21 protein-coding genes are annotated in these 25,336 nt (G+C 66.7%); 18 read left to right on the top strand and 3 right to left on the bottom strand.

Annotation, left to right across the window (positions count from 1 at the left end):
* Positions 1-76 precede the first annotated feature (76 nt).
* The 17 genes from clpP1 to proB all read left to right on the top strand — a co-directional run bounded on the left by clpP1 (position 77) and on the right by proB (position 21,702).
* Complete coding sequence (clpP1, locus tag Q0W90_RS00540) at positions 77-667, top strand: ATP-dependent CLP protease proteolytic subunit ClpP1 (RefSeq protein ID WP_297592592.1); 591 nt, start codon at positions 77-79, stop codon at positions 665-667.
* Positions 664-1,299, top strand: coding sequence for an ATP-dependent CLP protease proteolytic subunit ClpP2 (clpP2, locus tag Q0W90_RS00535; RefSeq protein WP_067171181.1), 636 nt, complete (start codon positions 664-666; stop codon positions 1,297-1,299). The genes clpP1 and clpP2 overlap by 4 nt, the downstream gene beginning before the upstream one ends.
* Before the next feature lie 511 nt (positions 1,300-1,810).
* Entirely contained in the window at positions 1,811-3,091 is a 1,281-nt protein-coding gene (gene clpX / locus Q0W90_RS00530) for an ATP-dependent Clp protease ATP-binding subunit ClpX (protein ID WP_297697631.1), read from the top strand.
* Between the two features lie 359 nt (positions 3,092-3,450).
* Positions 3,451-5,406 carry a 2-oxoacid:acceptor oxidoreductase subunit alpha gene (locus Q0W90_RS00525; protein ID WP_297595405.1) on the top strand — a complete coding sequence of 652 codons (1,956 nt, stop codon included), beginning with the start codon at positions 3,451-3,453 and terminating at the stop codon, positions 5,404-5,406.
* 49 nt (positions 5,407-5,455) lie between these two features.
* Positions 5,456-6,556: a 2-oxoacid:ferredoxin oxidoreductase subunit beta gene (locus Q0W90_RS00520; RefSeq protein ID WP_297595399.1), complete on the top strand. Its 1,101-nt coding sequence runs from the start codon at positions 5,456-5,458 to the stop codon at positions 6,554-6,556.
* Between the two features lie 25 nt (positions 6,557-6,581).
* Positions 6,582-7,175 carry a molybdenum cofactor guanylyltransferase gene (gene mobA / locus Q0W90_RS00515; RefSeq protein WP_297595403.1) on the top strand — a complete coding sequence of 198 codons (594 nt, stop codon included), beginning with the start codon at positions 6,582-6,584 and terminating at the stop codon, positions 7,173-7,175.
* Positions 7,176-8,157: 982 nt separating this feature from the next.
* Positions 8,158-8,679, top strand: a complete 522-nt coding sequence (locus Q0W90_RS00510) for a transglycosylase family protein (protein WP_297595397.1) — start codon at positions 8,158-8,160, stop codon at positions 8,677-8,679.
* A 102-nt stretch (positions 8,680-8,781) separates the two neighbouring features.
* The gene (locus Q0W90_RS00505; protein ID WP_297595395.1) at positions 8,782-10,041 is read left to right on the top strand and encodes a trans-acting enoyl reductase family protein; all 1,260 of its coding nucleotides are present in this window, start codon (positions 8,782-8,784) and stop codon (positions 10,039-10,041) included.
* A 58-nt stretch (positions 10,042-10,099) separates the two neighbouring features.
* Positions 10,100-12,748: a valine--tRNA ligase gene (locus Q0W90_RS00500; RefSeq protein ID WP_297772604.1), complete on the top strand. Its 2,649-nt coding sequence runs from the start codon at positions 10,100-10,102 to the stop codon at positions 12,746-12,748.
* Positions 12,745-14,190: a folylpolyglutamate synthase/dihydrofolate synthase family protein gene (locus Q0W90_RS00495; RefSeq protein WP_297595389.1), complete on the top strand. Its 1,446-nt coding sequence runs from the start codon at positions 12,745-12,747 to the stop codon at positions 14,188-14,190. Before Q0W90_RS00500 ends, Q0W90_RS00495 begins: the two co-directional genes overlap by 4 nt.
* Positions 14,187-14,573: a DUF4233 domain-containing protein gene (locus Q0W90_RS00490; RefSeq protein WP_297595387.1), complete on the top strand. Its 387-nt coding sequence runs from the start codon at positions 14,187-14,189 to the stop codon at positions 14,571-14,573. Before Q0W90_RS00495 ends, Q0W90_RS00490 begins: the two co-directional genes overlap by 4 nt.
* Before the next feature lie 63 nt (positions 14,574-14,636).
* The gene (gene ndk, locus Q0W90_RS00485; RefSeq protein WP_297595383.1) at positions 14,637-15,047 is read left to right on the top strand and encodes a nucleoside-diphosphate kinase; all 411 of its coding nucleotides are present in this window, start codon (positions 14,637-14,639) and stop codon (positions 15,045-15,047) included.
* Between the two features lie 343 nt (positions 15,048-15,390).
* Positions 15,391-18,258 (top strand): Rne/Rng family ribonuclease, encoded by a 2,868-nt coding sequence (locus tag Q0W90_RS00480; protein WP_297697623.1) that lies wholly within the window; start codon positions 15,391-15,393, stop codon positions 18,256-18,258.
* A 214-nt stretch (positions 18,259-18,472) separates the two neighbouring features.
* Entirely contained in the window at positions 18,473-18,784 is a 312-nt protein-coding gene (rplU, locus tag Q0W90_RS00475) for a 50S ribosomal protein L21 (protein ID WP_297595379.1), read from the top strand.
* Between the two features lie 13 nt (positions 18,785-18,797).
* Entirely contained in the window at positions 18,798-19,064 is a 267-nt protein-coding gene (rpmA, locus tag Q0W90_RS00470) for a 50S ribosomal protein L27 (RefSeq protein WP_297595377.1), read from the top strand.
* 89 nt (positions 19,065-19,153) lie between these two features.
* Positions 19,154-20,602, top strand: a complete 1,449-nt coding sequence (gene obgE / locus Q0W90_RS00465; RefSeq protein WP_297595374.1) for a GTPase ObgE — start codon at positions 19,154-19,156, stop codon at positions 20,600-20,602.
* The gene (proB, locus tag Q0W90_RS00460) at positions 20,599-21,702 is read left to right on the top strand and encodes a glutamate 5-kinase (protein WP_297595372.1); all 1,104 of its coding nucleotides are present in this window, start codon (positions 20,599-20,601) and stop codon (positions 21,700-21,702) included. Before obgE ends, proB begins: the two co-directional genes overlap by 4 nt.
* Before the next feature lie 63 nt (positions 21,703-21,765).
* Here proB and Q0W90_RS00455 read toward each other — a convergent pair whose 3' ends face one another.
* Complete coding sequence (locus tag Q0W90_RS00455) at positions 21,766-22,422, bottom strand: TetR/AcrR family transcriptional regulator (RefSeq protein ID WP_297697619.1); 657 nt, start codon at positions 22,420-22,422, stop codon at positions 21,766-21,768.
* A 105-nt stretch (positions 22,423-22,527) separates the two neighbouring features.
* On the opposite strand from Q0W90_RS00455, the gene Q0W90_RS00450 reads away from it, so the two are divergent.
* Positions 22,528-23,805: a cytochrome P450 gene (locus Q0W90_RS00450; RefSeq protein ID WP_297772595.1), complete on the top strand. Its 1,278-nt coding sequence runs from the start codon at positions 22,528-22,530 to the stop codon at positions 23,803-23,805.
* On the opposite strand, the gene Q0W90_RS00445 is transcribed toward Q0W90_RS00450, so the two are convergent.
* Complete coding sequence (locus tag Q0W90_RS00445) at positions 23,802-24,635, bottom strand: NAD-dependent protein deacetylase (RefSeq protein WP_297595401.1); 834 nt, start codon at positions 24,633-24,635, stop codon at positions 23,802-23,804. The genes Q0W90_RS00450 and Q0W90_RS00445 overlap by 4 nt on opposite strands.
* A gap of 110 nt (positions 24,636-24,745) precedes the next feature.
* A complete protein-coding gene (locus tag Q0W90_RS00440; RefSeq protein WP_297595367.1) occupies positions 24,746-25,285 on the bottom strand; it encodes an isochorismatase family cysteine hydrolase in 540 nt (179 codons plus the stop codon).
* Between the last annotated feature and the right edge of the window lie 51 nt (positions 25,286-25,336).

The raw sequence follows: 25,336 nt of genomic DNA, 5'->3' as shown, positions 1-25,336 counted from the left end.
GCGAAACGGCAAGCTCGGTTGGTTAGTGTCGGTGAAGACAGATCTCGAGAAAGCAGGTAACCCGGTCGTGACTGACATGCGTTCAAACTCGCAGGGTCTCAACCTCACGGACTCCGTCTATGAGCGCTTGCTGTCCGAGCGCATCATCTTCCTGGGTTCGGAGGTGAGCGACGAAATCGCCAATCGCTTGTGCGCGCAGATTCTGCTGCTCGCCGCCGAGGACGCCACCAGGGACATTTCGCTGTACATCAACTCGCCCGGTGGATCGATCAGCGCCGGAATGGCGATCTACGACACCATGGTCCTGGCGCCGTGCGACATCGCCACCTACGCGATGGGGATGGCCGCCTCGATGGGTGAGTTCTTGTTGGCGGCGGGCACCAAGGGCAAGCGTTACGCGCTGCCGCACGCCCGCATCCTGATGCACCAGCCGCTCGGCGGGGTGACCGGCAGCGCCGCCGACATCGCCATCCAGGCCGAGCAGTTCACGGTCATCAAGAAGGAGATGTTCCGGCTGAACGCCGAATTCACCGGCCAGTCGATCGAACGCATCGAGGCGGATTCCGACCGCGACCGCTGGTTCACCGCGCCGGAAGCCCTGGAATACGGCTTCGTCGACCACATCATCACCCGCGCCGCCCACATCACCAATGGAGAAGCCCAGTGAACCCCGAAACCCAGCCTCAGGCGCGCTACATCCTGCCGTCGTTCATCGAGCACTCCAGCTTTGGGATCAAGGAATCCAATCCCTACAACAAGTTGTTCGAGGAACGCATCATCTTCCTCGGCGTCCAGGTGGACGACGCGTCGGCGAACGACATCATGGCGCAGCTGCTGGTCCTCGAGTCGTTGGACCCCGACCGCGACATCACCATGTACATCAACTCGCCCGGTGGCGGATTCACCTCGCTGATGGCGATTTACGACACCATGCAATACGTGCGAGCCGACATTCAGACGGTGTGCCTGGGACAGGCCGCCTCGGCGGCGGCGGTGCTGTTGGCCGCCGGGACCCCCGGCAAGAGGATGGCACTGCCCAACGCTCGGGTGCTGATCCACCAGCCTTCGCTACAGGGCGTGATCCAGGGACAGTTCTCCGATCTGGAAATCCAGGCCGCCGAAATCGAGCGGATGCGCACCCTGATGGAGACCACGTTGGCGCGCCACACCGGTAAGGACGCCGCGACGGTCCGCAAGGACACCGACCGCGACAAGATCCTGACCGCCGAAGAGGCCAAGGACTACGGGATCATCGACACCGTGCTGGAGTACCGGAAGCTGTCGGCGCAATCCGCCTAGCCCCACAGGTCGTTCGCCGAACGTGCACTCACGGCGATTTTTCGCCGGCCTATTTTTCGCGCTGATTACCCGTTCGGCGCAGCAGGTTGCCCACCTCCGCGATATCGCCGGGGCCAAGCCGCCATCGAGCACCACGGCTGCGCCGGGCCGGGCAAAGCTCACGGCCGACCACGTGGCCACGGTAGGGTGATTTCTGGGGGTGCGCCCGGTCCTCGTGTGATCGTTCGGGTTGGGTCGACACCTCCACCGGAGGCAGGGTTTGACGGCCGCCAGACTCGATCGCATTACAACCGCGACACGCCAAAGACACGCAAAGCGCGTCGTTCGCGAGTGACGGGCACCGTCTGCCTATATCTTTCCTCCATAGGGAATGAGGCATGAGCTCCCGCAAATACCATGGGCGCGATTCGGCGTTTATGGTCGCGGCGGGCCCGATCAAGCGGGTAGCGTCGGTGAATACATGCGGGGACAGGGAAGACCAACGGCGAATAGGAAGTAGGCCCTCAGCACCATGGCGCGCATCGGAGACGGCGGGGACCTGCTGAAGTGCTCGTTCTGTGGGAAGAGCCAGAAGCAGGTGAAGAAGCTCATTGCCGGCCCCGGTGTGTACATCTGCGATGAGTGCATCGATCTCTGCAACGAGATCATCGAAGAGGAGCTCGCCGACGCCGACGACGTGAAACTCGACGAACTCCCCAAGCCGATGGAGATCCGGGAGTTCCTCGAGGGCTACGTCATCGGGCAGGACACCGCCAAGCGGACGCTGGCGGTGGCCGTCTACAACCACTACAAGCGGATTCAGGCCGGTGAAAAGGGCCGGGACTCACGGCACGAGCCGGTCGAGCTGACCAAGTCCAACATCTTGATGCTCGGACCGACCGGATGCGGCAAGACCTACCTGGCCCAGACGCTCGCCAAGATGCTCAACGTCCCGTTCGCCATCGCCGATGCCACCGCGCTGACCGAAGCCGGCTACGTGGGTGAGGACGTCGAGAACATCCTGCTCAAGCTGATCCAGGCCGCCGACTACGACGTCAAGCGCGCCGAGACGGGCATCATCTACATCGACGAGGTCGACAAGATCGCCCGCAAGAGCGAGAACCCGTCGATCACCCGCGACGTCTCCGGGGAGGGCGTGCAGCAGGCCCTGCTGAAGATCCTGGAGGGCACGCAGGCGTCGGTTCCCCCGCAGGGCGGCCGCAAGCACCCGCACCAAGAGTTCATCCAGATCGATACCACCAACGTGTTGTTCATCGTCGCCGGGGCGTTCGCCGGCCTGGAGAAGATCATCTACGAGCGCGTCGGCAAGCGGGGCCTGGGCTTCGGCGCTGAGGTGCACTCCAAGGCCGAGATCGACACCACCGATCAATTCGCCGACGTCATGCCCGAAGACTTGATCAAGTTCGGCCTGATCCCCGAGTTCATCGGCCGGCTGCCGGTGGTCGCCTCGGTCACCAATCTGGACCGCGAGTCGCTGGTCAAGATCCTGTCCGAGCCGAAGAACGCACTGGTCAAGCAGTACCTCCGGCTGTTCGAGATGGATGGTGTGGAGCTCGAGTTCACCGACGACGCGCTGGAAGCGATCGCCGATCAGGCGATCCACCGCGGCACCGGAGCTCGTGGCCTGCGCGCGATCATGGAAGAAGTCCTGCTGCCCGTGATGTATGACATCCCGAGCCGCGACGACGTCGCCAAGGTCGTGGTGACCAAGGAGACCGTGCAGGACAACGTGTTGCCGACGATCGTGCCGCGCAAGCCGTCGCGCACCGAGCGTCGCGACAAAAGCGCCTAACCAGATCCTGGAGCGCCCCAGCACGCCCGCGACGGCGTGACGTGATCCGCGGTTCGTCGGGACGCCGAAAATGTGGCAATCGGAGGCCGACTCGGTATCGGCAACAGTAGCTAACGTCCAAGACGTGACCAACAACACAGTTTCGTATGGTCTGAACGCCTGTCACCTGGCTGACTTGGACTTTTAGTAATTTTTTGCCCGCGTGTAACGGGGATGGGATGGCGATGCCCACCCAAAATCAGTGCCATAATTGGTACCGCCAGTGACATAAAACCGTGATGGCCGGAGGCTCCCTTCGCCGACGCGTAACGTGAAGCTGCGCGAACTGTCTGTCCGGTGAACAAATGGAGGGCAAAGACGTGGATCCGAACGGCAGCGGAGCCGGATCAGACTCACAGAACGGGACTTCCCCTAACGGATCTGCCCGTCAGCGCCTGGAACAAGTCGTCATTCGTTTCGCCGGTGACTCCGGTGACGGCATGCAGCTCACCGGTGACCGGTTCACTTCGGAGGCAGCGCTTTTCGGAAACGACTTGGCGACCCAGCCGAACTACCCCGCCGAGATTCGCGCCCCCGCAGGCACTCTGCCCGGCGTCTCGTCCTTCCAAATTCAGATCGCCGACTACGACATCTTGACCGCCGGCGACCGGCCCGACGTTCTCGTCGCGATGAATCCGGCTGCGCTCAAGTCCAATATCGGTGACTTGCCCCGCGGCGGCATGGTGATCGCGAACTCCGACGAGTTCACCAAGCGCAACCTGACGAAGGTGGGTTACGTAACCAACCCGCTCGAGACCGACGAATTGTCCGACTATGTCGTGCATTCCGTCGCGATGACCACGCTGACGCTCGGGGCCGTCGAAACGATCGGCGCGTCGAAGAAGGATGGCCAGCGCGCCAAGAACATGTTCGCGCTGGGGCTGCTGTCGTGGATGTACGGGCGGCCGATCGAAACCAGCGAAAAATTCATCCGGGAGAAGTTCGCCCGCAAGCCCGAGGTCGCCGAGACCAACGTGCTGGCGCTGAAGGCCGGCTGGAACTACGGCGAGACGACCGAGGCGTTCGGCACCACCTACGAGGTGTCCCGGGCGACCCTGCCGACGGGCGAATACCGCCAGATCTCGGGCAACACCGCACTGGCGTACGGCATCGTCGCCGCTGGTCAGCTGGCGGACATCCCGGTCCTGCTCGGCAGCTACCCGATCACCCCGGCCTCCGACATCCTGCACGAGCTGTCCAAGCACAAGAACTTCAACGTCATCACATTTCAAGCCGAAGACGAAATCGGCGGCATCTGCGCGGCGATCGGCGCCTCGTACGGCGGCGCGCTGGGAGTCACCACCACCTCCGGGCCGGGCATTTCGCTCAAGTCCGAGGCGCTCGGCCTGGCCGTCATGACCGAACTGCCGTTGCTCGTCGTCGACGTGCAGCGCGGCGGTCCGTCGACCGGGCTGCCCACCAAGACCGAACAGGCCGACCTGCTGCAGGCGTTGTACGGCCGCAACGGCGAGTCGCCGGTTGCGGTGATCGCGCCGCGGTCACCGTCCGACTGCTTTGAAACGGCGCTCGAGGCGGCGCGCATCGCGGTCTCCTACCACACGCCGGTGATCGTGTTGTCCGATGGCGCAATCGCCAACGGGTCTGAGCCGTGGCGCATTCCGGACATCAGCACGCTGCAGCGCATCACACACACCTTCGCCAAGTCCGACGAGCCGTTCCAGCCTTACGCCCGCGACCCGGAGACGCTGGCCCGGCAGTTCGCCGTCCCCGGCACCCCGGGACTTGAGCACCGTATCGGCGGTCTGGAAGCGGCGAACGGCTCGGGCGACATCTCCTACGAGCCGGTCAACCACGACCTCATGGTGCGGTTGCGCCAGGCCAAGATCGACGGCATCTCCGTTCCCGATCTGGAGGTCGACGATCCGACCGGCGATGCGGAGCTACTGCTGATCGGGTGGGGCAGCTCCTACGGTCCGATCGGCGAAGCCTGCCGGCGCGCGCGGCGCAAAGGCATCAAGGTGGCGCACGCCCACTTGCGTTATCTGAACCCCTTCCCGGCGAACCTGGGTGAGGTGCTGCGGCGCTACCCGCAGGTGGTGGCGCCCGAAATGAACTTGGGCCAACTGGCGTTCGTGCTGCGCGGCAAGTACCTGGTGGACGTGCAATCGGTCAGCAAGGTGCAGGGTGTCGCATTTTTGGCCGACGAGATCGGTCGCGTCATCCGCGCCGCGCTGGGCGGGACATTGGCCGAAATCGAGAACGACAAGACGATGGTCGCCAGGATGGCGGCGGCAACGGTTGGAGCCAGCGCATGATTCGCGCCGGTGCCAACGTAGAGCGAAGCGATGAGGAGGAGCGGCGCTCGTGACTGATCTGATCGGCAATTTGGCGGGCAAAGACCTCGGTGTGACCGCGAAGTTGACCAAGAACGACGGGGTCCCCACGTTGTCTGCTGAGGACCAGCCCCAGAAGTCCAAGGACTTCACCAGTGACCAGGAGGTGCGTTGGTGCCCGGGTTGCGGGGACTACGTCATCCTCAACACTATCCGCAACTTTCTGCCGGACCTCGGCTTGCGCCGCGAGAACATCGTATTCATCAGCGGTATCGGCTGCTCGAGCCGGTTCCCGTACTACCTCGAGACCTACGGGTTTCACTCGATCCACGGCCGCGCGCCCGCCATCGCCACCGGCCTGGCGCTGGCCCGCGAGGACCTGTCGGTGTGGGTGGTCACGGGTGACGGTGACGCGTTGTCCATCGGAGGCAACCACCTGATCCACACGCTGCGCCGCAACGTCAACATCACCATCCTGCTGTTCAACAACCGGATCTATGGGCTGACCAAGGGGCAGTACTCGCCGACCTCGGAGGTCGGCAAAATCACGAAGTCGACCCCGATGGGGTCGCTCGACCACCCCTTCAACCCGGTGTCGTTGGCCCTCGGCGCCGAGGCGACCTTCGTCGGCCGTGCGCTGGACTCCGACCGCAACGGCCTGACCGAGGTGCTGCGCGGCGCCGCTGGCCATCGGGGTGCCGCCGTCGTCGAAATCCTGCAAGACTGCCCCATCTTCAACGACGGGTCGTTCGACGCGCTGCGCAAGGAAGGCTCCGAGGAGCGGGTCATCAGCGTCCATCACGGCGAGCCAATTACGTTCGGCGCCAACGGCGAATACTGCGTGGTGAAGTCCGGCTTCGGCCTGGATGTGGCCAAGACCGCCGACGTGTCGGTTGACGAGATCGTGGTGCACGACGCGCACAGCGACAACTCGGCCTACGCCTTCGCCCTGTCGCGGTTGTCGGATCAGAACCTCGAGCACACGGTGCTGGGCATCTTCCGCGATGTCAGCCGGCCCACCTACGACGACGCGGCGCGCTCGCAGGTCCAGGCGGCCCAGTCGGCGAAGCCGTCCGACTCCGCGGCGCTGCAATCGCTGTTGCGTGGCCGCGACACCTGGACCGTCGACTGACGTGGACAAGCAGGTGCCCGACACAATGAAACAGGCCGGGTTGCTAGCGGGGATAGTGCTGGCCGGTGGCGAATCGCGGCGGATGGGCCGTGACAAGGCAACCTTGCCGGCGCCCGGCGGGGCCACCACGCTTCTCGAGTACGTCGCCGGCGTCGTCGCACAACGCTGCGACCCGGTCTTCGTGATGGCCGCGCCGGGGCAACCGCTACCCGAGGTGCAGGCGCATGTGATTCGCGACGAGGTGCGCGGCCAGGGGCCACTGCCGGCGACCGGAGGCGGCCTGCGTGCCGCCGCGGCGGCGGGCGCTCGGTTCGCCTTCGTCTGCGCCGTCGACATGCCGCTTCTGTCAACGGGATTGATCGACGACCTGGTGGCGCTGGCGACCGAGACCGACGCCGAAATCGTGCTGCCGTGGGACGGTCGCAGCCACTACCTCGCCGCGGTCTACCGGACCGATCTGGCGGAGCGGATCGACGGCCTGGTCGGCGCCGGCGCCCGCTCGATGCGCGCCTTGATCGATGCCTCCGACTCCCAGCAGATCGTGCTGCCGGAATCGCGTTTCCTGGCCAACGTCAACTCGGAGAGTGACCTGCGCGCTCTGGCGCAACTCCAGGCCTGAGGCCCGACGCTGCGCCGATCGGGTCCCTAATGGGCCCGCGTTGCCCATGGCGATCTGTTGAGTACTTTCGCAAAGGCCGACTGCGCCAAGGGACACCGTGATCTGTTGGCGCTGCGGCGATTTGAGGCTCCGTGAAGAGCCGCCCTGGTACGCGGCCGTGGTCTTCGTGGCAAATTTCGACTGCGTGAAACCCGAGGTGCGGATGAGCGCCGCCCATTGACGGGTTTAGAGTGGGCGCCGATGGGTTGTGATGCGTAGCCGGCCGATCATGAAATGCTTTGTCGCAGTGCGATGTTCAATGAAAGACATTGTCGGAAAAGGTAATACGCATCATCGAATCGGCCAACTCGGGGTTAGGCGAGTCTGTGCTTAGCTAATAATGTTGTGGGACACAATAATCCGTCGCAGAAATGATTGACGCTCGCTCATCTGGCGTGGCGACCTGAGAAACGGCTCGACTTGCGGTACCTTGCGCCGGCCCGATGGCAAGCGACGGCGGATCCGTTGTGGCTGCGGCGAATCGGCAATAACGCCCCAAATAAACGTGCGCCAGCTCACAAAATATGGGTGATTAGGCTCACCATTTGTTTGTGCGTGCGATCGGCGTGCCGTCGCCGAAAAGTCCGCGGTGACCTGCACGAATGGGGTCGCGATCGCGGCGTGATCGGCTCGTTACCGAAACGAGATACGCGATTTCCGAAGATGACGAATGGCTCGGCGTCTTCTACGGTCGGTCCGTGTTAGCCCGCAACGGGTTACGGAAGAGTAATCAAAAAAATTGAATCCACGGACCCGCGTGTGAGCGGCGCTACGGACGGCGAGAGCCCGACCGTGGACGGTGGGTGAAAACCCGCCGGGCAGACCTGGCCCGCCGCTGTCGTGCCTGACCCAGACGGCACGTTCCAAAGCAGGCATTCAACCAAACACCTTCAGCCCACCTGCGTGGGCTTGCTTTGGCGCGCGCACCGCGAAAGGAAAGATATTGAAGAACGTCCGTAAGACGCTCATGCTTGCCGCGGTTACGAGCACGCTTGTGACCATCCCGTCGGCCTCCGCCCACGCAGACGAAGCGGTCTTCGACCCGAACCTGCCGGCCGCCGGGCCCGCCCCGGACGCCCCGGCTCCGGAGGCGCCTCCGGCCCCGGACGCGCCGGCTCCGGACGCTCCTCCGCCTCCGGCCCCGGACGCTCCGCCGCCGGCACCCGTGGGTTTCGACCCGAACGTTCCGCCGCCCCCGGGCCCGGACGTTCCGCCGCCTCCGCCCGTTAGGGCGTACAGCGTGAACTGGGATGCCATCGCGCAGTGCGAGTCGGGTGGCAACTGGGGGATCAGCACCGGTAACGGCTTCTCCGGTGGTCTGCAGTTCACCCCGAGCACCTGGCATTCCAACGGCGGTAGTGGCTCCCCGTCCGGCGCGAGCCGCGAGGAGCAGATCCGGGTTGCCGAGAACGTGCTGCATTCGCAGGGCATCGGCGCTTGGCCGGTGTGCGGACGCCGCGGCTGATCGACGGCTTCGCAGACACACATAAAGGAGTGCCGGGCCGCTGTGCCCGGCACTCCTTAGCTCCAGCCGTCGCCGCCCCCGCCGTCGGGTAGCGTCAGGCTCGTGACCGCAACGCCGCGCGAATTCGACATTGTGCTGTACGGGGCGACCGGCTTCGTCGGCAAGCTCACTGCCGAATACCTGGCCAGCTCGGCACCTGACAAACGGGTCGCGCTGGCCGGCAGGTCGCCCGACCGATTGCGCGCCGTCCGCGACACGCTGGGCGAACCCGCGCAGTCGTGGCCCGTCCTGAACGCAGACGCCTCCTCGCCCTCGACGCTGAACGAGATGGCGGCGCGCACCCAAGTCGTCATCACCACGGTCGGGCCCTACACCCGCTACGGGTTGCCGCTGGTGGCCGCCTGCGCCGCCGCGGGAACCGACTACGCCGATCTGACCGGAGAGGCGATGTTCGTCCGCGACAGCATCGACCAATTCCACAAGCAGGCCGCGGACACCGGTGCCCGCATCGTGCACGCGTGCGGATTCGATTCCGTCCCTTCAGACCTCAGCGTGTATGGGCTCTACCGTGCTGCGCGTGACGACGGCGCCGGCGAGCTCGTCGACACCGACCTCGTGGTCCGTTCCTTCTCCGGCGGGGTTTCCGGTGGCACCGTCGCATCGATGCTGGAGGTGCTGGATAGCGCGTCGCGTGATCCCGAGGTCCGGCGCCAACTCGCCGACCCATACACGCTGAGCAGCGACCGCGGCGCCGAACCTGAAATCGGGGCGCAGCCCGACCTGCCGTGGCGTCGAGGTCGTCGGATCGCGCCGGAACTGAGTGGGCTGTGGACCGCGGGTTTCGTCATGGCGCCCTACAACACGCGGATCGTACGGCGCAGCAATGCATTGCTGGACTGGGCGTACGGGCGTGAATTGCGCTACAGCGAAAGCATGAGCCTGGGGTCCTCGCCGATCGCACCGGTGGCCTCCGCTGTGGTGGGCGGGGCTGCCGCCGCAACCTTCGGGTTGGGCAGCCGCTTTTTCCGGCTGCTGCCGCGCCGGCTGGTGGAGCGCATCGTGCCCAAACCCGGAACCGGCCCCAGCCCGGCCGCGCGGGAGCGCGGCTACTACCGGATCGAGACCTACACCACCACAACCACCGGCGCCCGGTACGTGGCGCGCATGGAGCAACGCGGCGACCCCGGCTACAAGGCGACGTCGGTGTTGCTGGGGGAGTGCGGCCTCGCGTTGGCATTCGACCGTGACAAGCTCCCAGACCTGCATGGCGTCCTCACGCCCGCGGCGGCGATGGGCGACGCTCTGCTGGACCGATTCCCCGCCGCGGGTGTGTCCTTGCAGGTTGACCGGCTGGCACAGTGACCCGGCTCACGGTTCGGGCACTTACATGGGGGTAAACAGCGCTCCCTAGAATTGACGGGTGACCGCCAGCCGCAGCCCCGCCACCGACCTGCCCAAGTCGTGGGACCCCGCTGCGGCCGAAAGCGCCATCTACCAGAAGTGGGTGGATGCCGGGTACTTCGCGGCGGACCCGGCCAGCCACAAGCCCGGCTACTCGATCGTGCTGCCGCCGCCGAACGTGACCGGCAGCCTGCACATGGGCCATGCGCTGGAGCACACCATGATGGACGCCCTGACCCGCCGCAAGCGGATGCAGGGATATGAGGTGTTGTGGCAGCCGGGCATGGACCACGCCGGTATCGCCACGCAGAGCGTGGTGGAAAAGCAGCTTGCGGTCGACGGTAAGGCCAAGGAGGACTTCGGTCGGGAGCTGTTCGTCGAGAAGGTGTGGGACTGGAAGCGCGAGTCCGGCGGGGCCATCGGTGGGCAGATGCGCCGGCTCGGCGACGGGGTGGACTGGAGCCGCGACCGGTTCACCATGGACGAGGGCCTGTCACGGGCGGTCCGCACGATCTTCAAGCGGCTCTACGTCGCCGGTTTGATCTATCAAGCGGAGCGGCTGGTCAACTGGTCGCCGATTCTCGAGACGGCGATCTCGGATCTCGAGGTCAACTACCTTGACGTCGAGGGCGAACTGGTGTCGTTCCGGTACGGCTCGATGGACGACTCACAACCGCACATCGTGGTCGCCACCACCCGGATGGAGACGATGCTCGGCGACACCGCGATCGCGGTGCACCCCGACGACGATCGCTACCGTCACCTGGTCGGCACCAGCCTGCCGCACCCGTTTGTGGACCGTCAGCTCGTCGTGGTCGCCGACGAGCATGTGGATCCCGAATTCGGCACCGGCGCAGTCAAAGTCACACCCGCGCATGACCCCAATGACTTCGAGATCGGCCTGCGTCATCAGCTGCCGATGATCTCGATCATGGACACCCGCGGGCGGATCACCGACACCGGAACGCAATTCGACGGCATGGACCGTTTTCAGGCCCGGGTCGCGGTGCGCGAAGCCCTGGCGGCCGAAGGTCGGATCGTCGAGGAGAAGCGACCCTACCTGCACAGCGTCGGACACTCCGAGCGCAGTGGTGAGCCGATCGAGCCGCGGCTGTCGCTGCAGTGGTGGGTCCGGGTGGAATCGCTGGCCAAGGCCGCCGGTGACGCGGTGCGCAACGGCGACACCGTGATTCACCCGGCCAGCCTGGAACCGCGGTGGTTCGCCTGGGTCGACGACATGCACGACTGGTGCATCTCCCGGCAGCTGTGGTGGGGCCATCGCATCCCGATCTGGTATGGGCCCGACGGCGAACAGCGCTGCGTGGGCCCCGACGAAACGCCGCCAGAAGGCTGGGAGCAGGACCCCGACGTCCTGGACACCTGGTTCTCCTCTGCGCTGTGGCCGTTTTCCACCTTGGGCTGGCCGGAGAAGACCCCAGAGCTCGAAAAGTTCTATCCGACAAGCGTTCTGGTCACCGGTTACGACATCTTGTTCTTCTGGGTGGCCAGGATGATGATGTTCGGGACCTTCGTCGGTGACGACGACGCCATCACCCTGGACGGTCAACGCGGCCCGCAGGTGCCGTTCACCGATGTCTTTTTGCACGGGCTGATCCGCGACGAGTCCGGCCGCAAGATGAGCAAGTCCAAGGGCAACGTCATCGACCCGCTGGACTGGGTGGAAATCTTCGGTGCCGATGCCCTGCGGTTCACGCTGGCCCGCGGCGCCAGCCCCGGTGGCGACCTGGCGATCGGTGAGGACCACGTCCGGGCGTCGCGCAATTTCTGCACCAAGCTGTTCAACGCCACCCGTTACGCACTCCTCAACGGCGCTCAGCTCGCGCCCGTGCCCCCGCCGACCGAGCTCACCGACGCCGACCGATGGATCCTCGGGCGCCTGGAAGAGGTTCGTGCGGAAGTCGATTCGGCGTTCGACAACTACGAATTCAGCCGCGCCTGCGAGGCGCTCTACCACTTCGCATGGGACGAATTCTGCGACTGGTACGTCGAATTGGCCAAGACGCAACTCGCCGAGGGGGTCGCGCACACCACGGCCGTGTTGGCGGCGACGCTGGACACGTTGCTGCGGCTGCTGCACCCGGTGATCCCGTTCATCACCGAGGCCCTGTGGCAGGCGCTGACCGGCAAGGAGACTTTGGTGATCGCCGACTGGCCCCAGTCGTCCGGGATAAGCCTGGATCAGGTTGCCGCACAGCGAGTTACCGATATGCAGAAATTGGTGACCGAGGTTCGCCGGTTCCGCAGCGATCAAGGCCTGGCGGACCGCCAGAAGGTGCCGGCCCGGATGACTGGTGTGGAGGAATCCGATCTGCGCACCCAGGTGAGTGCGGTGACGTCGCTGGCGTGGCTCACCGCCGCCGGGCCGCAATTCCGCCCGTCGGCATCCGTGGAAGTCAGGCTCAGCGGTGGCACCGTCGTCGTCGAACTGGACACCTCCGGCACCATCGACGTCGCCGCCGAGCGTCGCCGACTGGAAAAGGATCTGGCCGCTGCGCACAAGGAGCTGGCGTCGACCACCGCCAAATTGGCCAACGAGGACTTCTTGGGCAAGGCCCCGCAAAACGTCGTCGACAAGATCCGGGACCGTCAACGCCTGGCCCAAGAAGAAACCGAGCGGATCAACGCGCGGCTAGCCGGGATGCAATGACGGAGCCGCCCGAGTGGGCTGAGGATGCCGAAGTTCCCAGCGCGGTTCCCACCCCGGACGAGATCGCGTCCTTACTGCAGGTCGAGCATCTGCTGGACCAACGCTGGCCCGAGACCAAAATCGAGCCGAGCCTGACCCGCATCAGCGCGCTGATGGACCTTTTGGGTTCACCGCAACTCGCCTACCCGTCGATCCACGTCGCGGGCACCAACGGCAAGACCTCGGTGGCCCGCATGGTCGACGCGCTGATCACCGCGCTACAGCGTCGCACCGGGCGCACCACCAGCCCCCACCTGCAGTCGGCGGTCGAACGCATCTCGATCGATTCCACGCCGATCAGCCCGGCGCACTACGTGGCGACCTACCGCGAGATCGAGCCGTTCGTACAGATTGTCGACGCGCAATCGCACGCCGCCGGCGGTCCGTCGATGAGCAAGTTCGAGGTGCTGACCGCGATGGCGTTCGCCGCGTTCGCCGACGCCCCCGTCGACGTCGCCGTGGTCGAGGTGGGGATGGGTGGACGCTGGGATGCCACCAACGTCATCAACGCGCCGGTCGCGGTCATCACCCCGATCGCCATCGACCACGTCGAATACCTGGGCGACGATCTCGCCGGCATCGCCGGGGAGAAGGCCGGCATCATCACCCGGGCGCCGGAGGGCGCACCGGACACCGTCGCGGTCATCGCGCGCCAGGCGCCCGAAGTGATGGAAGTGTTGTTGGCCCAAACCGTGCAAGCCGATGCCGCGGTGGCCCGCGAGGACTCGGAGTTCGCCGTCCTGGGCCGCCAGGTCGCCATCGGCGGACAGGTGCTGACGCTGCAGGGACTCGGCGGCGTGTATTCCGATGTCTACCTGCCGCTGCACGGCGAACACCAGGCGCACAACGCCGCGCTGGCGCTGGCGGCGGTCGAGGCGTTCTTCGGCGCCGGCGCGCAGCGTCAGCTCGACGTCGAGGCCGTCCGCGCCGGATTCGCCGCCGTCGCCAGCCCCGGCCGGCTGGAGCGGATGCGTGGCGCGCCCACGGTGTTCATCGACGCCGCGCACAATCCCGCCGGTGCGGTCGCGCTGGCCCAGACGCTGGCCGGCGAGTTCGACTTCCGCTATCTCGTCGGGGTGCTCAGCGTGCTCGCCGACAAGGATGTCGACGGCATCCTCGCCGCCCTGCAGCCGGTGTTCGACGCCGTCGTCGTGACCCACAACGGGTCCCCGCGCGCGCTCGACGTCGAGTCGCTGGCCTTGGCGGCGCGCGAGCGGTTCGGACCCGACAGGGTGAGCACCGCCGAGAACCTGCGCGACGCCATCGACGTCGCGACCGCGCTGGTCGACGACGCCGCGCTCGACGGGCACGCCGAAGCCTTCTCCGGAACCGGCATCGTCATCACCGGTTCGGTCGTCACCGCCGGCGCGGCGCGCACCCTGTTCGGGCGTGATCCGCAATGACCCAACCGGACCCACCCCAGAACCCCGAGGAGCCGGGCCCGACGCCACCGGCCGACCCCTGGCGCAGCTTCGGCGCGGTGATGGCTCTGACGCTGATCCTCGAGGCCATCGTGGTGCTGCTGGCGATACCGGTGGTGGGCGCGGTCGGCGGCGGCCTGACGACGGCGTCGCTGACCTACCTGGTCGGCCTGGCCGTACTGCTGATCCTGATGGCCGGGGTGCAGCGCAAACCGTGGGCCATCTGGGCCAACCTGGGCGTGCAAGTGATCCTGCTCGCCGGCTTCGCCGTGTACCCCGGGGTGGGGTTCATCGGCGTGCTGTTCAGCGGGCTGTGGGCCCTGATCGCCTACTTCCGGGCCGAGGTTCGGCGCCGACAGGGGTAGGCCCGCGCAAGGACACGAGCACGGACCCGCCGCATTGCCACCTGGTTATGTACGCTGTCCGCCGTGACGGAACGGACATTGGTACTGATCAAGCCGGACGGCGTCCAGCGACAGCTGGTGGGGGAGATCATCGGCCGGATCGAGCGAAAAGGCCTCACCATCGCCGCGCTGGAACTCCGGCACGTCAGCCAAGACCTCGCCGCCCAGCATTACGCGGAACACGAGGGCAAGCCCTTCTTCGAGCCGTTGCTGGAGTTCATCACCTCGGGGCCGGTGGTGGCGGCCATCGTGGAGGGGCCGCGGGCGATCGCGGCGTTTCGGCAGCTCGCGGGCGGTACCGACCCGGTCGAGAAGGCGATCCCCGGCACGATCCGGGGCGATTTCGGGCTCGAGACCCAGTTCAATCTGGTGCATGGCTCGGATTCGATCGAGTCCGCGAAGCGAGAAATCGCGCTCTGGTTTCCCGGCGCCTAGAGCTGCGACGATCGGTCTCGTGGTGCCGCGCTGACCGGTGTTCGCCGCATCGGGCTGCATCAGGTGTGGGTTGGGCCGCGGCGTGATGTGGGATACTGATCTCGGGTGAACGTCGCCGGACCGGCTTCAGACACCCGAATGAAGACTTGGACAAGCGCGACCATAGCCCCGTCGCCTTGGTTCGCTGCATGTCAGGCCGTCATTCAGCACGGCGCCGAGTGGGTTCTAACCTGAGCCGCTCGGGGCGAGACCATCACAAGCCCGGGAGAAGTGACCCGGGCCCATAGCGAAGCCCTCGCGTGGCCGCGTCGCAAAGACGCGCCCGGGGGCTTGAGGAGAATACGTGGTAGACGGTGCACCAACTGCAGAGCCATCAGAAGAATCGACTCGGTCCGAGGACCTTCCCGATCGGTTGAGGGTTCATTCGCTGGCCCGAACGCTGGGAACCACCAGCAAGCGGGTGCTGGACGCGCTCAGCGCGCTCGATGGGCGGATTCGGAGCGCACATTCCACCGTGGACCGCGCCGACGCGGTGCGGGTGCGTGACCTGCTGGCCGCCCAGCCCCAGGAGAGCCCCGAGAACGCGGGCGGCAGCGAAGACACAGGTGCCGACGAGCCCGAATCGCGGCTGATGCTGGAGACTCCCGACAACGTCGCCGAGCGACCGCACTACATGCCGCTCTTCGTCGCACCGCAGCCGCTCGACGGCGAGGACGAGAGCGGTACCGCCGAGGGCGCCGACTCCGACGATTCCGACAGCGACGACGACGACGAGCAGGCCGATCGGCCGTCAAACCGCCGGCGCCGGCGCGGCCGTCGCGGTCGCGGCCGCGGTCGCGGCGAGCAGGGCGGGCCCGAGGGCCAAAACGACGGCGACGACGACGAGCCGCAGGGCCGGGGCACGAAAGGCGCCCAGTCCGACTCCGCCGATTCCGCCGATGCCGACGACGACGATTCCGACGACGACGACTCCGACGGCGGTGACGACGGTTCGCCGGATGGTGGCAATCGCCGCCGCCGCAGGCGCCGCCGCCGCAAGTCCGGATCGGGCGACGACAACGACGAGGTGCCATCGCCCGACGACCCGCCGAACACGGTGGTGCACGAGCGGCCGCCCCGCAATGGCAAGAACGGCGGCGACGGCTCCGGCAGCAGTGCGAGCAGCGAGATCAAGGGCATCGACGGCTCGACTCGGCTGGAGGCCAAGCGGCAACGGCGCCGAGACGGCCGCGACGCCGGGCGGCGCCGCCCCCCGGTGCTGACCGAGGCCGAATTCTTGGCGCGCCGCGAGGCCGTCGAACGCGTCATGGTCGTCCGCGACCGGGTCCGCAGCGAGCCGCCGCACCAAGGTTCGCGGTATACGCAGATCGCGGTGCTCGAGGACGGCATCGTCGTCGAGCACTTCGTCACCTCGGCCGCGTCGGCCTCCCTGGTGGGCAACATCTACCTCGGCATCGTGCAGAACGTGCTGCCCTCGATGGAGGCGGCCTTCGTCGACATCGGCCGCGGCCGCAACGGTGTGCTCTACGCCGGTGAGGTCAACTGGGAAGCCGCGGGGCTGGGCGGAGCCGAGCGCAAGATCGAAAAGGCCCTCAAGCCCGGCGACTACGTCGTCGTCCAGGTCAGCAAGGATCCGGTCGGACACAAGGGCGCGCGGCTCACCACGCAGGTGTCGCTGGCGGGCCGCTACCTGGTCTATGTGCCGGGCGCGTCGTCGACAGGGATCAGCCGCAAGTTGCCCGACACCGAACGCCAGCGTCTCAAGGAGATCCTGCGCGAGGTGGTGCCGTCCGACGCGGGGGTGATCATCCGGACCGCATCCGAGGGCGTCAAAGAAGACGACATCCGCGGTGACGTCACCCGCTTGCAGGAGCGGTGGAACGAGATCGACGGCAAGGCGACCGAGACCAAGAAGAAGGCCGCCGGCGCCGCGGTGGCTCTGTACGAAGAGCCCGACGTGCTGGTCAAGGTCATCCGCGATCTGTTCAACGAAGACTTCGCCGGCCTGATCGTCTCCGGTGACGAGGCCTGGAACACCATCAACGAATACGTGAATTCCGTTGCGCCCGACTTGGTTTCGAAGCTGAACAAGTACGAGCCGGCCGCCGGGCCGGACGGATCGGGCGGACCGGATGTGTTCGCGGTGCACCGGATCGACGAGCAGCTGGCCAAGGCGATGGACCGGAAGGTCTGGTTGCCATCGGGCGGCACGCTGGTGATCGACCGGACCGAGGCGATGACCGTGGTCGACGTCAACACCGGCAAGTTCACCGGGTCCGGGGGCAACCTCGAGCAGACGGTCACCAAGAACAACCTCGAGGCGGCCGAGGAGATCGTGCGCCAACTGCGGTTGCGCGACATCGGCGGCATCGTGGTCATCGACTTCATCGACATGGTGCTGGAGTCGAACCGTGATTTGGTCCTGCGCCGGCTCACCGAGGCACTGGCCCGCGACCGCACCCGTCATCAGGTGTCCGAGGTGACCTCGCTCGGTTTGGTCCAGCTGACCCGCAAGCGGTTGGGCACCGGGCTGGTCGAGGCCTTCTCGACGTCCTGCTCGAACTGTGGTGGTCGCGGGATCTTGCTGCACACCGACCCGGTGGATTCGGCCCCGTCGAACGGTCGCAAGTCCGAGTCGGGCGGCCGCCGCGGCCGGCGCAAGAAGAACAAGGCCGAGGAGCCGGTGGTGGCCAAGGTGCCGGCCCACTCGCCCGGCGAGCATCCGATGTTCAAGGCGATGGCCGCCGGCTCGTCCACGCAGGGGGCATCCGACGACGACGAGTCCGACGAGGCCACCGAGGAAGTCACCGACGAGTTCGACGAGACGAAGGCGGCCCGCGACGAGGACATCGCGGACACCGACCAGGAGGACTTCGACGACACCGACGACGAGGACTCGGACGACGATGAGGACTCGGACGACGATGAGGACTCGGACGACGATGACGACGATTCGGACGACGACGAGGACTCGGACGATGACGACGATTCGGACGACGACGACCTCGACGACGAGGAAGACCTGGGCGACGATGACGAGGATCTCGAGCTGGACGACGACGACCTGGACGACGAGGACTCCGACGAGTCCGACGACGGCGACGCTGGGCAGCGCTCTGCCGGGGCGGGCGCGGGTGGCTCGGTCTCCGGTCGCCCCCGGCGCCGACGCGCGGCCGGCCGGCCGGCCGGACCGCCGATCCACGGGGACTGAGCGCCGAAAACCCGGCCGTGTCCGGTTTGACCCTGTAGCCGCTGGTCACGTACCCTTGGACAGTTGTCGTCAGGCCGGGCGACTAAAGTTTGGCCGGCGGCAGCGGGACTCCCGGGGAATCGGCGCAGGCCCGCAACCCAGACCCACCACGTGCACCGCGGCTGGTTCGCGCGCGACGCGCTGAGCAGCGGCTAGGAGAAGGAGCAGAGCAACGATGGCGACCTACGCAATCGTCAAGACGGGCGGCAAGCAGTACAAGGTCGCCGTCGGGGACGTGGTCAAGGTCGAGAAGCTCGACTCTGAGCCGGGTTCGAACGTGTCGCTGCCCGTCGCCCTGGTGGTGGACGGCGCCAAGGTGACCACCGACGCGGCCGCGCTGGCCAAGGTCGCGGTCACCGGCGAGGTGCTCGAGCACACCAAGGGCCCCAAGATCCGTATCCACAAGTTCAAGAACAAGACCGGTTACCACAAGCGTCAGGGACACCGTCAGCAGCTGACGGTCCTGAAGGTCACCGGTATCAAGTAGCAAAGGCGAAGACATGGCACACAAGAAGGGCGCTTCCAGCTCGCGCAACGGTCGCGATTCCGCCGCGCAGCGGCTGGGTGTGAAGCGATTCGGCGGCCAGGTCGTCAAGGCCGGCGAGATCATCGTCCGGCAGCGCGGCACCAAGTTCCACCCGGGCGTCGGTGTCGGGCGCGGCGGCGACGACACGTTGTTCGCCAAGGAGTCCGGCGCCGTCGAGTTCGGGATCAAGCGCGGCCGCAAGACGGTCAACATCGTCGCGGCCGGGCAAACCACCGACTGAGCGCGCGAACGTGCACCCACTGCGATAATTCGAGGCAATTCTCGCGGTAGCCGCACGTTCGGCGAGCGAGTCGGGTGAGAGGACCCACGATGCCTCGGTTCGTCGACCGCGTCGTCATCCATGCGCGCGCCGGTTCCGGCGGTAACGGCTGCGCCTCGGTCCATCGCGAAAAGTTCAAGCCGCTGGGCGGCCCCGACGGCGGCAATGGCGGCCGCGGCGGCAGCATCGTCTTCGTCGTCGACCCGCAGGTCCACACCCTGCTGGACTTCCATTTCCACCCCCATGTCACCGCGCCGTCGGGCAAACAGGGGATGGGCAACAACCGCGACGGCGCCGCCGGCGCCGACCTGGAAGTCAAAGTGCCCGACGGAACCGTCGTCCTGGACGGAGCCGGCCGGCTGCTGGCCGACCTGGTCGGCGCGGGCACCCGCTTCGAAGCCGCCGCGGGTGGTCGCGGCGGTCTGGGCAACGCCGCGCTCGCCTCGCGCGCGCGCAAGGCTCCCGGCTTTGCGCTGCTGGGTGAGCAGGGCGAGACGCGCGACCTGACGCTGGAACTCAAGACCGTCGCCGATGCCGGCCTGATCGGTTTCCCCTCCGCCGGCAAATCGTCGTTGGTGTCCACGATCTCGGCGGCCAAACCCAAGATCGCCGACTACCCGTTCACCACGCTGGTGCCCAATCTCGGCGTCGTGTCGGCGGGCGAGCACACCTTTACCGTCGCCGATGTTCCCGGCCTGATCCCCGGTGCCTCGCAGGGCCGGGGCCTGGGCCTGGATTTCCTCCGGCACATCGAGCGATGCGCCGTGCTGGTGCATGTCATCGACTGTGCCACCGCGGAACCGGGCCGGGACCCGATCTCCGATATCGACGCATTGGAGGCCGAACTGGCCGCGTATACGCCGACCCTGCAAGGGGATGCGACATTGGGTGATCTCGCCGAACGGCCCCGCGCGGTGGTGCTCAACAAGATCGACGTTCCCGAGGCGCGCGAGCTCGCCGAATTCGTCCTTGACGACATCGCCGAGCGCGGCTGGCCGGTGTTTCTGGTGTCGGCGGTCGCGCGAGAAGGTTTGCAGCCATTGATCTTTGGGTTGTGGAAGATGATTGCGGACTACAACGCAGCCCGGCCGCAGATCGTGGCGCGGCGTCCGGTGATTCGCCCGGTTCCCGTCGACGACAGCGGCTTTCGCGTTGAGCCGGATCCCCAGCAGCCGGGCGGCTTCGTGGTCAGCGGTGCGCGACCCGAGCGCTGGGTGCGCCAGACCAACTTCGACAACGACGAGGCCGTGGGATATCTCGCCGACCGCCTGGCGCGCCTCGGGGTCGAAGAGGAACTGCTGCGGCTGGGTGCAAAGTCCGGCTGCGCGGTGACCATCGGAGCGATGACATTTGACTGGGAGCCGCAGACGCCGGCAGGAGTCGACGTCACTATGACCGGCCGCGGTACCGACGTGCGGCTGGAACGCAGCGATCGCGTCGGTGCCGACGAGCGCAAGGCCGCACGGCGTCGCCGACGCGAACCCGGTGAGGAGTCGTGAGCCCCCATCGCGACGTCATCCGCAATGCGCGCAGCCTGGTGGTCAAGGTGGGCACCAACGCGTTGACCACGCCGGCCGGGGTGTTCGACGCCGGTCGGTTGGCCGGGCTCGCCGATGCGATCGAGGCGCGGATGAAAGCGGGGACCGACGTCGTCATCGTGTCCTCCGGTGCCATCGCCGCCGGCATCGAACCGCTGGGATTGTCCCGTCGCCCCAGGGATTTGGCGACGAAGCAAGCCGCGGCCAGCGTCGGTCAGGTGGCGCTGGTGAATTCGTGGAGCGCCGCGTTCGGCCGCTACGGCCGCACGGTCGGACAGGTGCTGCTCAGCGCGCACGACATCTCGATGCGGGCCCAGCACACCAACGCTCAGCGCACGCTGGATCGGCTGCGTGCCCTGCATGCGGTGGCGATCGTCAACGAAAACGACACGGTGGCCACCAACGAGATCCGGTTCGGCGACAACGACCGGCTTTCGGCGCTGGTGGCGCACCTGGTCGGGGCCGAAGCCTTGGTGTTGTTGTCCGACATCGACGGGCTCTACGACTCCGATCCGCGCAAATCCGAAGCCGCGCGGTTCATCCCGGAGGTGGCGGACTCGGCGGATCTGGTCGGCGTGATCGCGGGGCCGGGCAGTGATTTGGGCACCGGCGGTATGGCCTCGAAGATGTCGTCGGCGCTACTGGCCGCCGACGCCGGTGTGCCGGTGCTGCTGGCGGCCGCGGGCGACGCCTCGACCGCGCTCACCGATGCGTCCGTCGGCACGGTGTTCGCCGCGCGGCCCGCCCGGATGTCGGCGCGGCGGTTCTGGGTGCGTTACGCCGCCGAGGCGGCCGGTGTGCTGACCCTTGACGACGGGGCGGTGCGTGCCGTGGTGGGGCAACGCCGCTCGCTGCTGCCCGCGGGGATCACCGCGGTGTCCGGCCGGTTCTATGGCGGCGATGTCGTCGAATTGCGCGGGCCGGACGCGGCGATGGTGGCCCGCGGCGTGGTCGCCTATGACGCGACGGAACTCGTCACCATGATGGGGCGCTCGACCAGCGAGCTGCCCGGCGAGCTGCGTAGGCCCGCCGTGCACGCCGACGACCTGGTGGCGGTGTAAGGGCGAGCAGACGCAGAATCGCATGATTTGTTCTTCGAGCATGCGATTCTGCGTCTGCTCGCGCTACTGTCGGCTCGCCGAAAGCGGCTTGAGATACAGTGCGCCCCAAACAATTTCGGCGAGGGTGGCGGCCAGCTCGGCGTCGTAGTCGGGCGGCCGCGCCGGTAGGTTCTGCTGGCAGGCACGCTCGACCATCCAGGTCAGCGCGCTGGCGGTCGTCAGCGCAGCCAGCTCGGGGCGGATCGAGCCGTCGGCCTGGCCCTCTTCGATGACGCGGGTGAGTTGCTCGGAGATGCCGGTCAGCAGATCGCGGTACGTTTCCCCCGTCGCCGGGTCGTAGGCGGCCATCTCGTTGAGTGCGACCAGCACCGCTTGATGGCCTCGATAGGTGGCGATGATGCTGCTCATCGCCGTGCGCACATCGTCGGGGTCATGGCGCCCGGCCACGGTCCACCAGCGCCGCGCGCCGTCGGTCAGATCACCGAACACCCGGCCCGCGAGGCGGCGAAGCAGGTGGCCTTTGTCCTCGAAGTAGATGTAGAAGCTGGCCCGGGAGATACCCGCTTCGCCGGACAGCCGATCCACGCTGAGCTCGGTGAAGCTCGCGCCGTCGCGCATCAGCCGCTCGGTGGCATCCAGCAGTCGGCGCTCCATCTGCTCGCGCCGCTGCTCGCGGCCCACGCCTCGGTGGCCCTGTGGCTTACGGGTGAGCGACGGCATGCGGCGAGCATAGCCGAGTCGTCGACATCTTGACTAGACATACCGTCTAGGCATAGCGTCGTGTGCAGTTTGTGACCGGGGTCATACGAGAGAGGATCGCCCACCATGGCTGTGCTGACGGGAACGCCGGGGGCCGAGACGCCCGGCCGCGCCTACGACGAGATCGACCTGTCCTCGCGGGCGTTTTGGTCCACGACCGCGGCGGATCGGGAACGCTCGTTCGCCGTGCTGCGCGCCGAGCGCCCCGTGAGCTGGCATCCACCGGTGGAAGAAGCCGCGCTGACGGAGCCCGACGATCCGGGCTTCTGGGCGATCACCCGGCACGCCGACATCGTCACGGTCAGCCGCACCCACGAGGTGTTCCTGTCCGGCAGGGGCGTGATGTTCGAGAGCTATCCCGAGGAGGTGCTCGAGTCGACGCAGTCCTTCCTGGCGATGGACGCGCCGCGGCACACCAAGCTGCGCAAGCTGGCGACCGCCGCGTTTACCCCGAGGCAGGTGCGCCGCATCGAAGACTCGATCAAGTCGAACGCCAAGACCATCGTCGAGGAGCTGAGGGCCGCTGGCAGCGGAGCCGATTTCGTCGAGCACTGCGCCAAGGAACTGCCGCTGCGAACGCTGTCGGACATGATGGGGATTCCGGACTCCGAGCGCGAGTCGGTCGCACACGCCGCCGACGCCCTGGTGTCGACAAATGACCCGGTCTATCTCGCCGGCCGCAACCCGATGGAAGTCATGTTCGAAAACGTGATGTATCTGCATCAAGTTGCGGGCGCGCTGGCCGCCCAGCGACGCGAGCACCCCCGCGACGACCTGTTCAGCAGCCTGGTGAACGCCGACGTCGACGGCGATCGACTGACCGACGCCGACGTGGCCGCATTTTTTGTGCTGCTCGCCGTGGCCGGCAACGACACCACCCGCCAAACCACCAGCCACGCGCTCAAAGCGCTCACCGATTTTCCGGAGCAACGAGCGTGGCTGGCCGAAGATTTCGATAGCCGCATCGGCATGGCGGTCGAGGAATTCATCCGCTACGCCACCCCGGTGATGACCTTCCGTCGAACCGCTGCAACGGATTTCGAGTTGGGCGGTCAGACCATCGGCGCGGGGGAGAAGGTGGTCATGTTCTATGCGTCCGGCAACTGGGACGATGCGGTGTTCAACCAACCGGATCGATTCGACCTGAGCCGAGACCCCAACCCGCACGTCGGTTTCGGTGGCGGCGGGCAGCATTACTGCCTGGGGACACATGTGGCCCGGGCGCAGCTGCGCGCCATCTTCGGTGAGTTGCTCCGACAGCTGCCCGATTTCGAGGCCGGTGATCCGGAGTACCTGGCGGGCAACTTCATCCACGGCATCCGCAGCATGCCCTGTACCTTCTAGGCCAGCTCGCCAACCAAAAGCGCCAGCAGTTCGGAGCACCCGCCGTCGACCTTGGCGGCGGCCAGGTCGTCGCCGCGGGTCCTGCCGCGGTTGACGATGGCGATCGGGATACCCAGCGCGGCGGCGTGCCGCACGAATCGATAGCCGGAGAACACGGTCAGCGACGACCCGGTGACCAGCAGCGCATCGGCCTGCTCGACCATCCTATACGCCCCTGCCACAACGTCTTTGGGAACGTTTTCGCCGAAATACACGATGTCGGGTTTGAGCATGCCGGCGCAGCGCACACAGTCGAGATAGCGGAACGACGCGGTATCGGCGACGACGGCGTCGGCGTCGGGAGCCACCGCCAGCCCGCCGATCGCTTCGGCGCGCTCGGTGAATCCGGGGTTGAGCGCCTCCAGCTGCTCGGCCAGCGCGGCGCGGCTCAGGGTGTGGCCGCAGGTCAGGCAGACCACCCGCGCGTAGGTGCCGTGCAGGTCGATGACGTTTCGGCTGCCCGCCTTGGTGTGCAGCAGATCGACGTTCTGGGTGATCACGCCGGTGACCACCGACGCGTCCTCGAGCGCGGCCAGCGCGCGATGGCCCGCGTTGGGCAGCGTGTCGTCTATGTGCCGCCAACCGACGTGGTTGCGCGCCCAGTACCGCTGCCGAAACGCCGCGTCGCCGGTGAACTGCCGGATGGTCATGGGATTGCTCGGCGGTGAATCGGGCCCGCGGTAGTCGGGGATGCCGGAATCGGTGGAGATGCCCGCGCCCGTCAGCACCGCGATCCTGCGCCCGGCCAGCAGCGTGACCAGTTCCGGGGATTCTGCGCAGGCGACGGCCACCCATCCGAGGGTACGGGCCATCGGTAGCCGGCCCTGCTGCGCGAGCGTGCGTGTTTGCACGCCAACACGCCGACGGAGCCGGCATTCTGCGCACCCTCGCGGCTGCGTCCCTAGCGGAGGCAGGCCGCCGCGGTCGTAAGCTCGGCGGACATGTTCTGCTCCATCATCTTGCACGCCGCCGCGCCCAGGTCGGGGTCGATGTGGGCGACCGCATCCGTCGGGATCACGACGGGAAAGTGCCGCACATACGCATCCAGGGCCGTGTAGAGGATGCATTGCTCGGTGACCTGGCCGGTGATGATCAATCGCTTGGTGTCCAGCCGCCCGAGCAGGTATGCCAGCGCCGTCGAATAGAAGGCACTGTGGCGGACCTTGGTCATCAGGCGGCTGCCTTGTGCGGGCATGATCGGCTTCACCAGATCAGGCCGCGCGCCGTCGAGCGCCGAGCGGACGATTCCGGAGAACTCCGCGCTGAAATCGCCATAGTTGTCGTTGACGTAGACCAGGTCGACGTCGTCGGATGTATGTGCCCACCGGACCAAATCGGTCAAAGGCTCGATGATCTTCTCGACATTGGGTATTAGATCTTCAGCATCGGGATGTTGATACGTATTCATCATGTCGACCACCAGGACAGCAGTGTCGCTCATGCTGTCGGGGATACCCGGGGGCGCGGAGTTGACACCATTGAGGCGACAATG

Source organism: Mycobacterium sp., from assembly GCF_025933915.1.
GTDB lineage: Bacteria > Actinomycetota > Actinomycetes > Mycobacteriales > Mycobacteriaceae > Mycobacterium.
Note: the sequence above shows the minus strand (reverse complement) of the source record. Positions and strands in the feature narration are given on the sequence as shown.

Coding starts and splice junctions, on each gene's coding strand:
- clpP1 (WP_297592592.1), top strand. CDS start 77: ATGCGTTCAAACTCGCAGGGTCTCAACCTCACGGACTCCGTCTATGAG.
- clpX (WP_297697631.1), top strand. CDS start 1,811: ATGGCGCGCATCGGAGACGGCGGGGACCTGCTGAAGTGCTCGTTCTGT.
- mobA (WP_297595403.1), top strand. CDS start 6,582: ATGAAACAGGCCGGGTTGCTAGCGGGGATAGTGCTGGCCGGTGGCGAA.
- Q0W90_RS00495 (WP_297595389.1), top strand. CDS start 12,745: ATGACGGAGCCGCCCGAGTGGGCTGAGGATGCCGAAGTTCCCAGCGCG.
- Q0W90_RS00490 (WP_297595387.1), top strand. CDS start 14,187: ATGACCCAACCGGACCCACCCCAGAACCCCGAGGAGCCGGGCCCGACG.
- rplU (WP_297595379.1), top strand. CDS start 18,473: ATGGCGACCTACGCAATCGTCAAGACGGGCGGCAAGCAGTACAAGGTC.
- rpmA (WP_297595377.1), top strand. CDS start 18,798: ATGGCACACAAGAAGGGCGCTTCCAGCTCGCGCAACGGTCGCGATTCC.
- obgE (WP_297595374.1), top strand. CDS start 19,154: ATGCCTCGGTTCGTCGACCGCGTCGTCATCCATGCGCGCGCCGGTTCC.
- Q0W90_RS00455 (WP_297697619.1), bottom strand. CDS start 22,422: ATGCCGTCGCTCACCCGTAAGCCACAGGGCCACCGAGGCGTGGGCCGC.
- Q0W90_RS00450 (WP_297772595.1), top strand. CDS start 22,528: ATGGCTGTGCTGACGGGAACGCCGGGGGCCGAGACGCCCGGCCGCGCC.
- Q0W90_RS00440 (WP_297595367.1), bottom strand. CDS start 25,285: ATGAGCGACACTGCTGTCCTGGTGGTCGACATGATGAATACGTATCAA.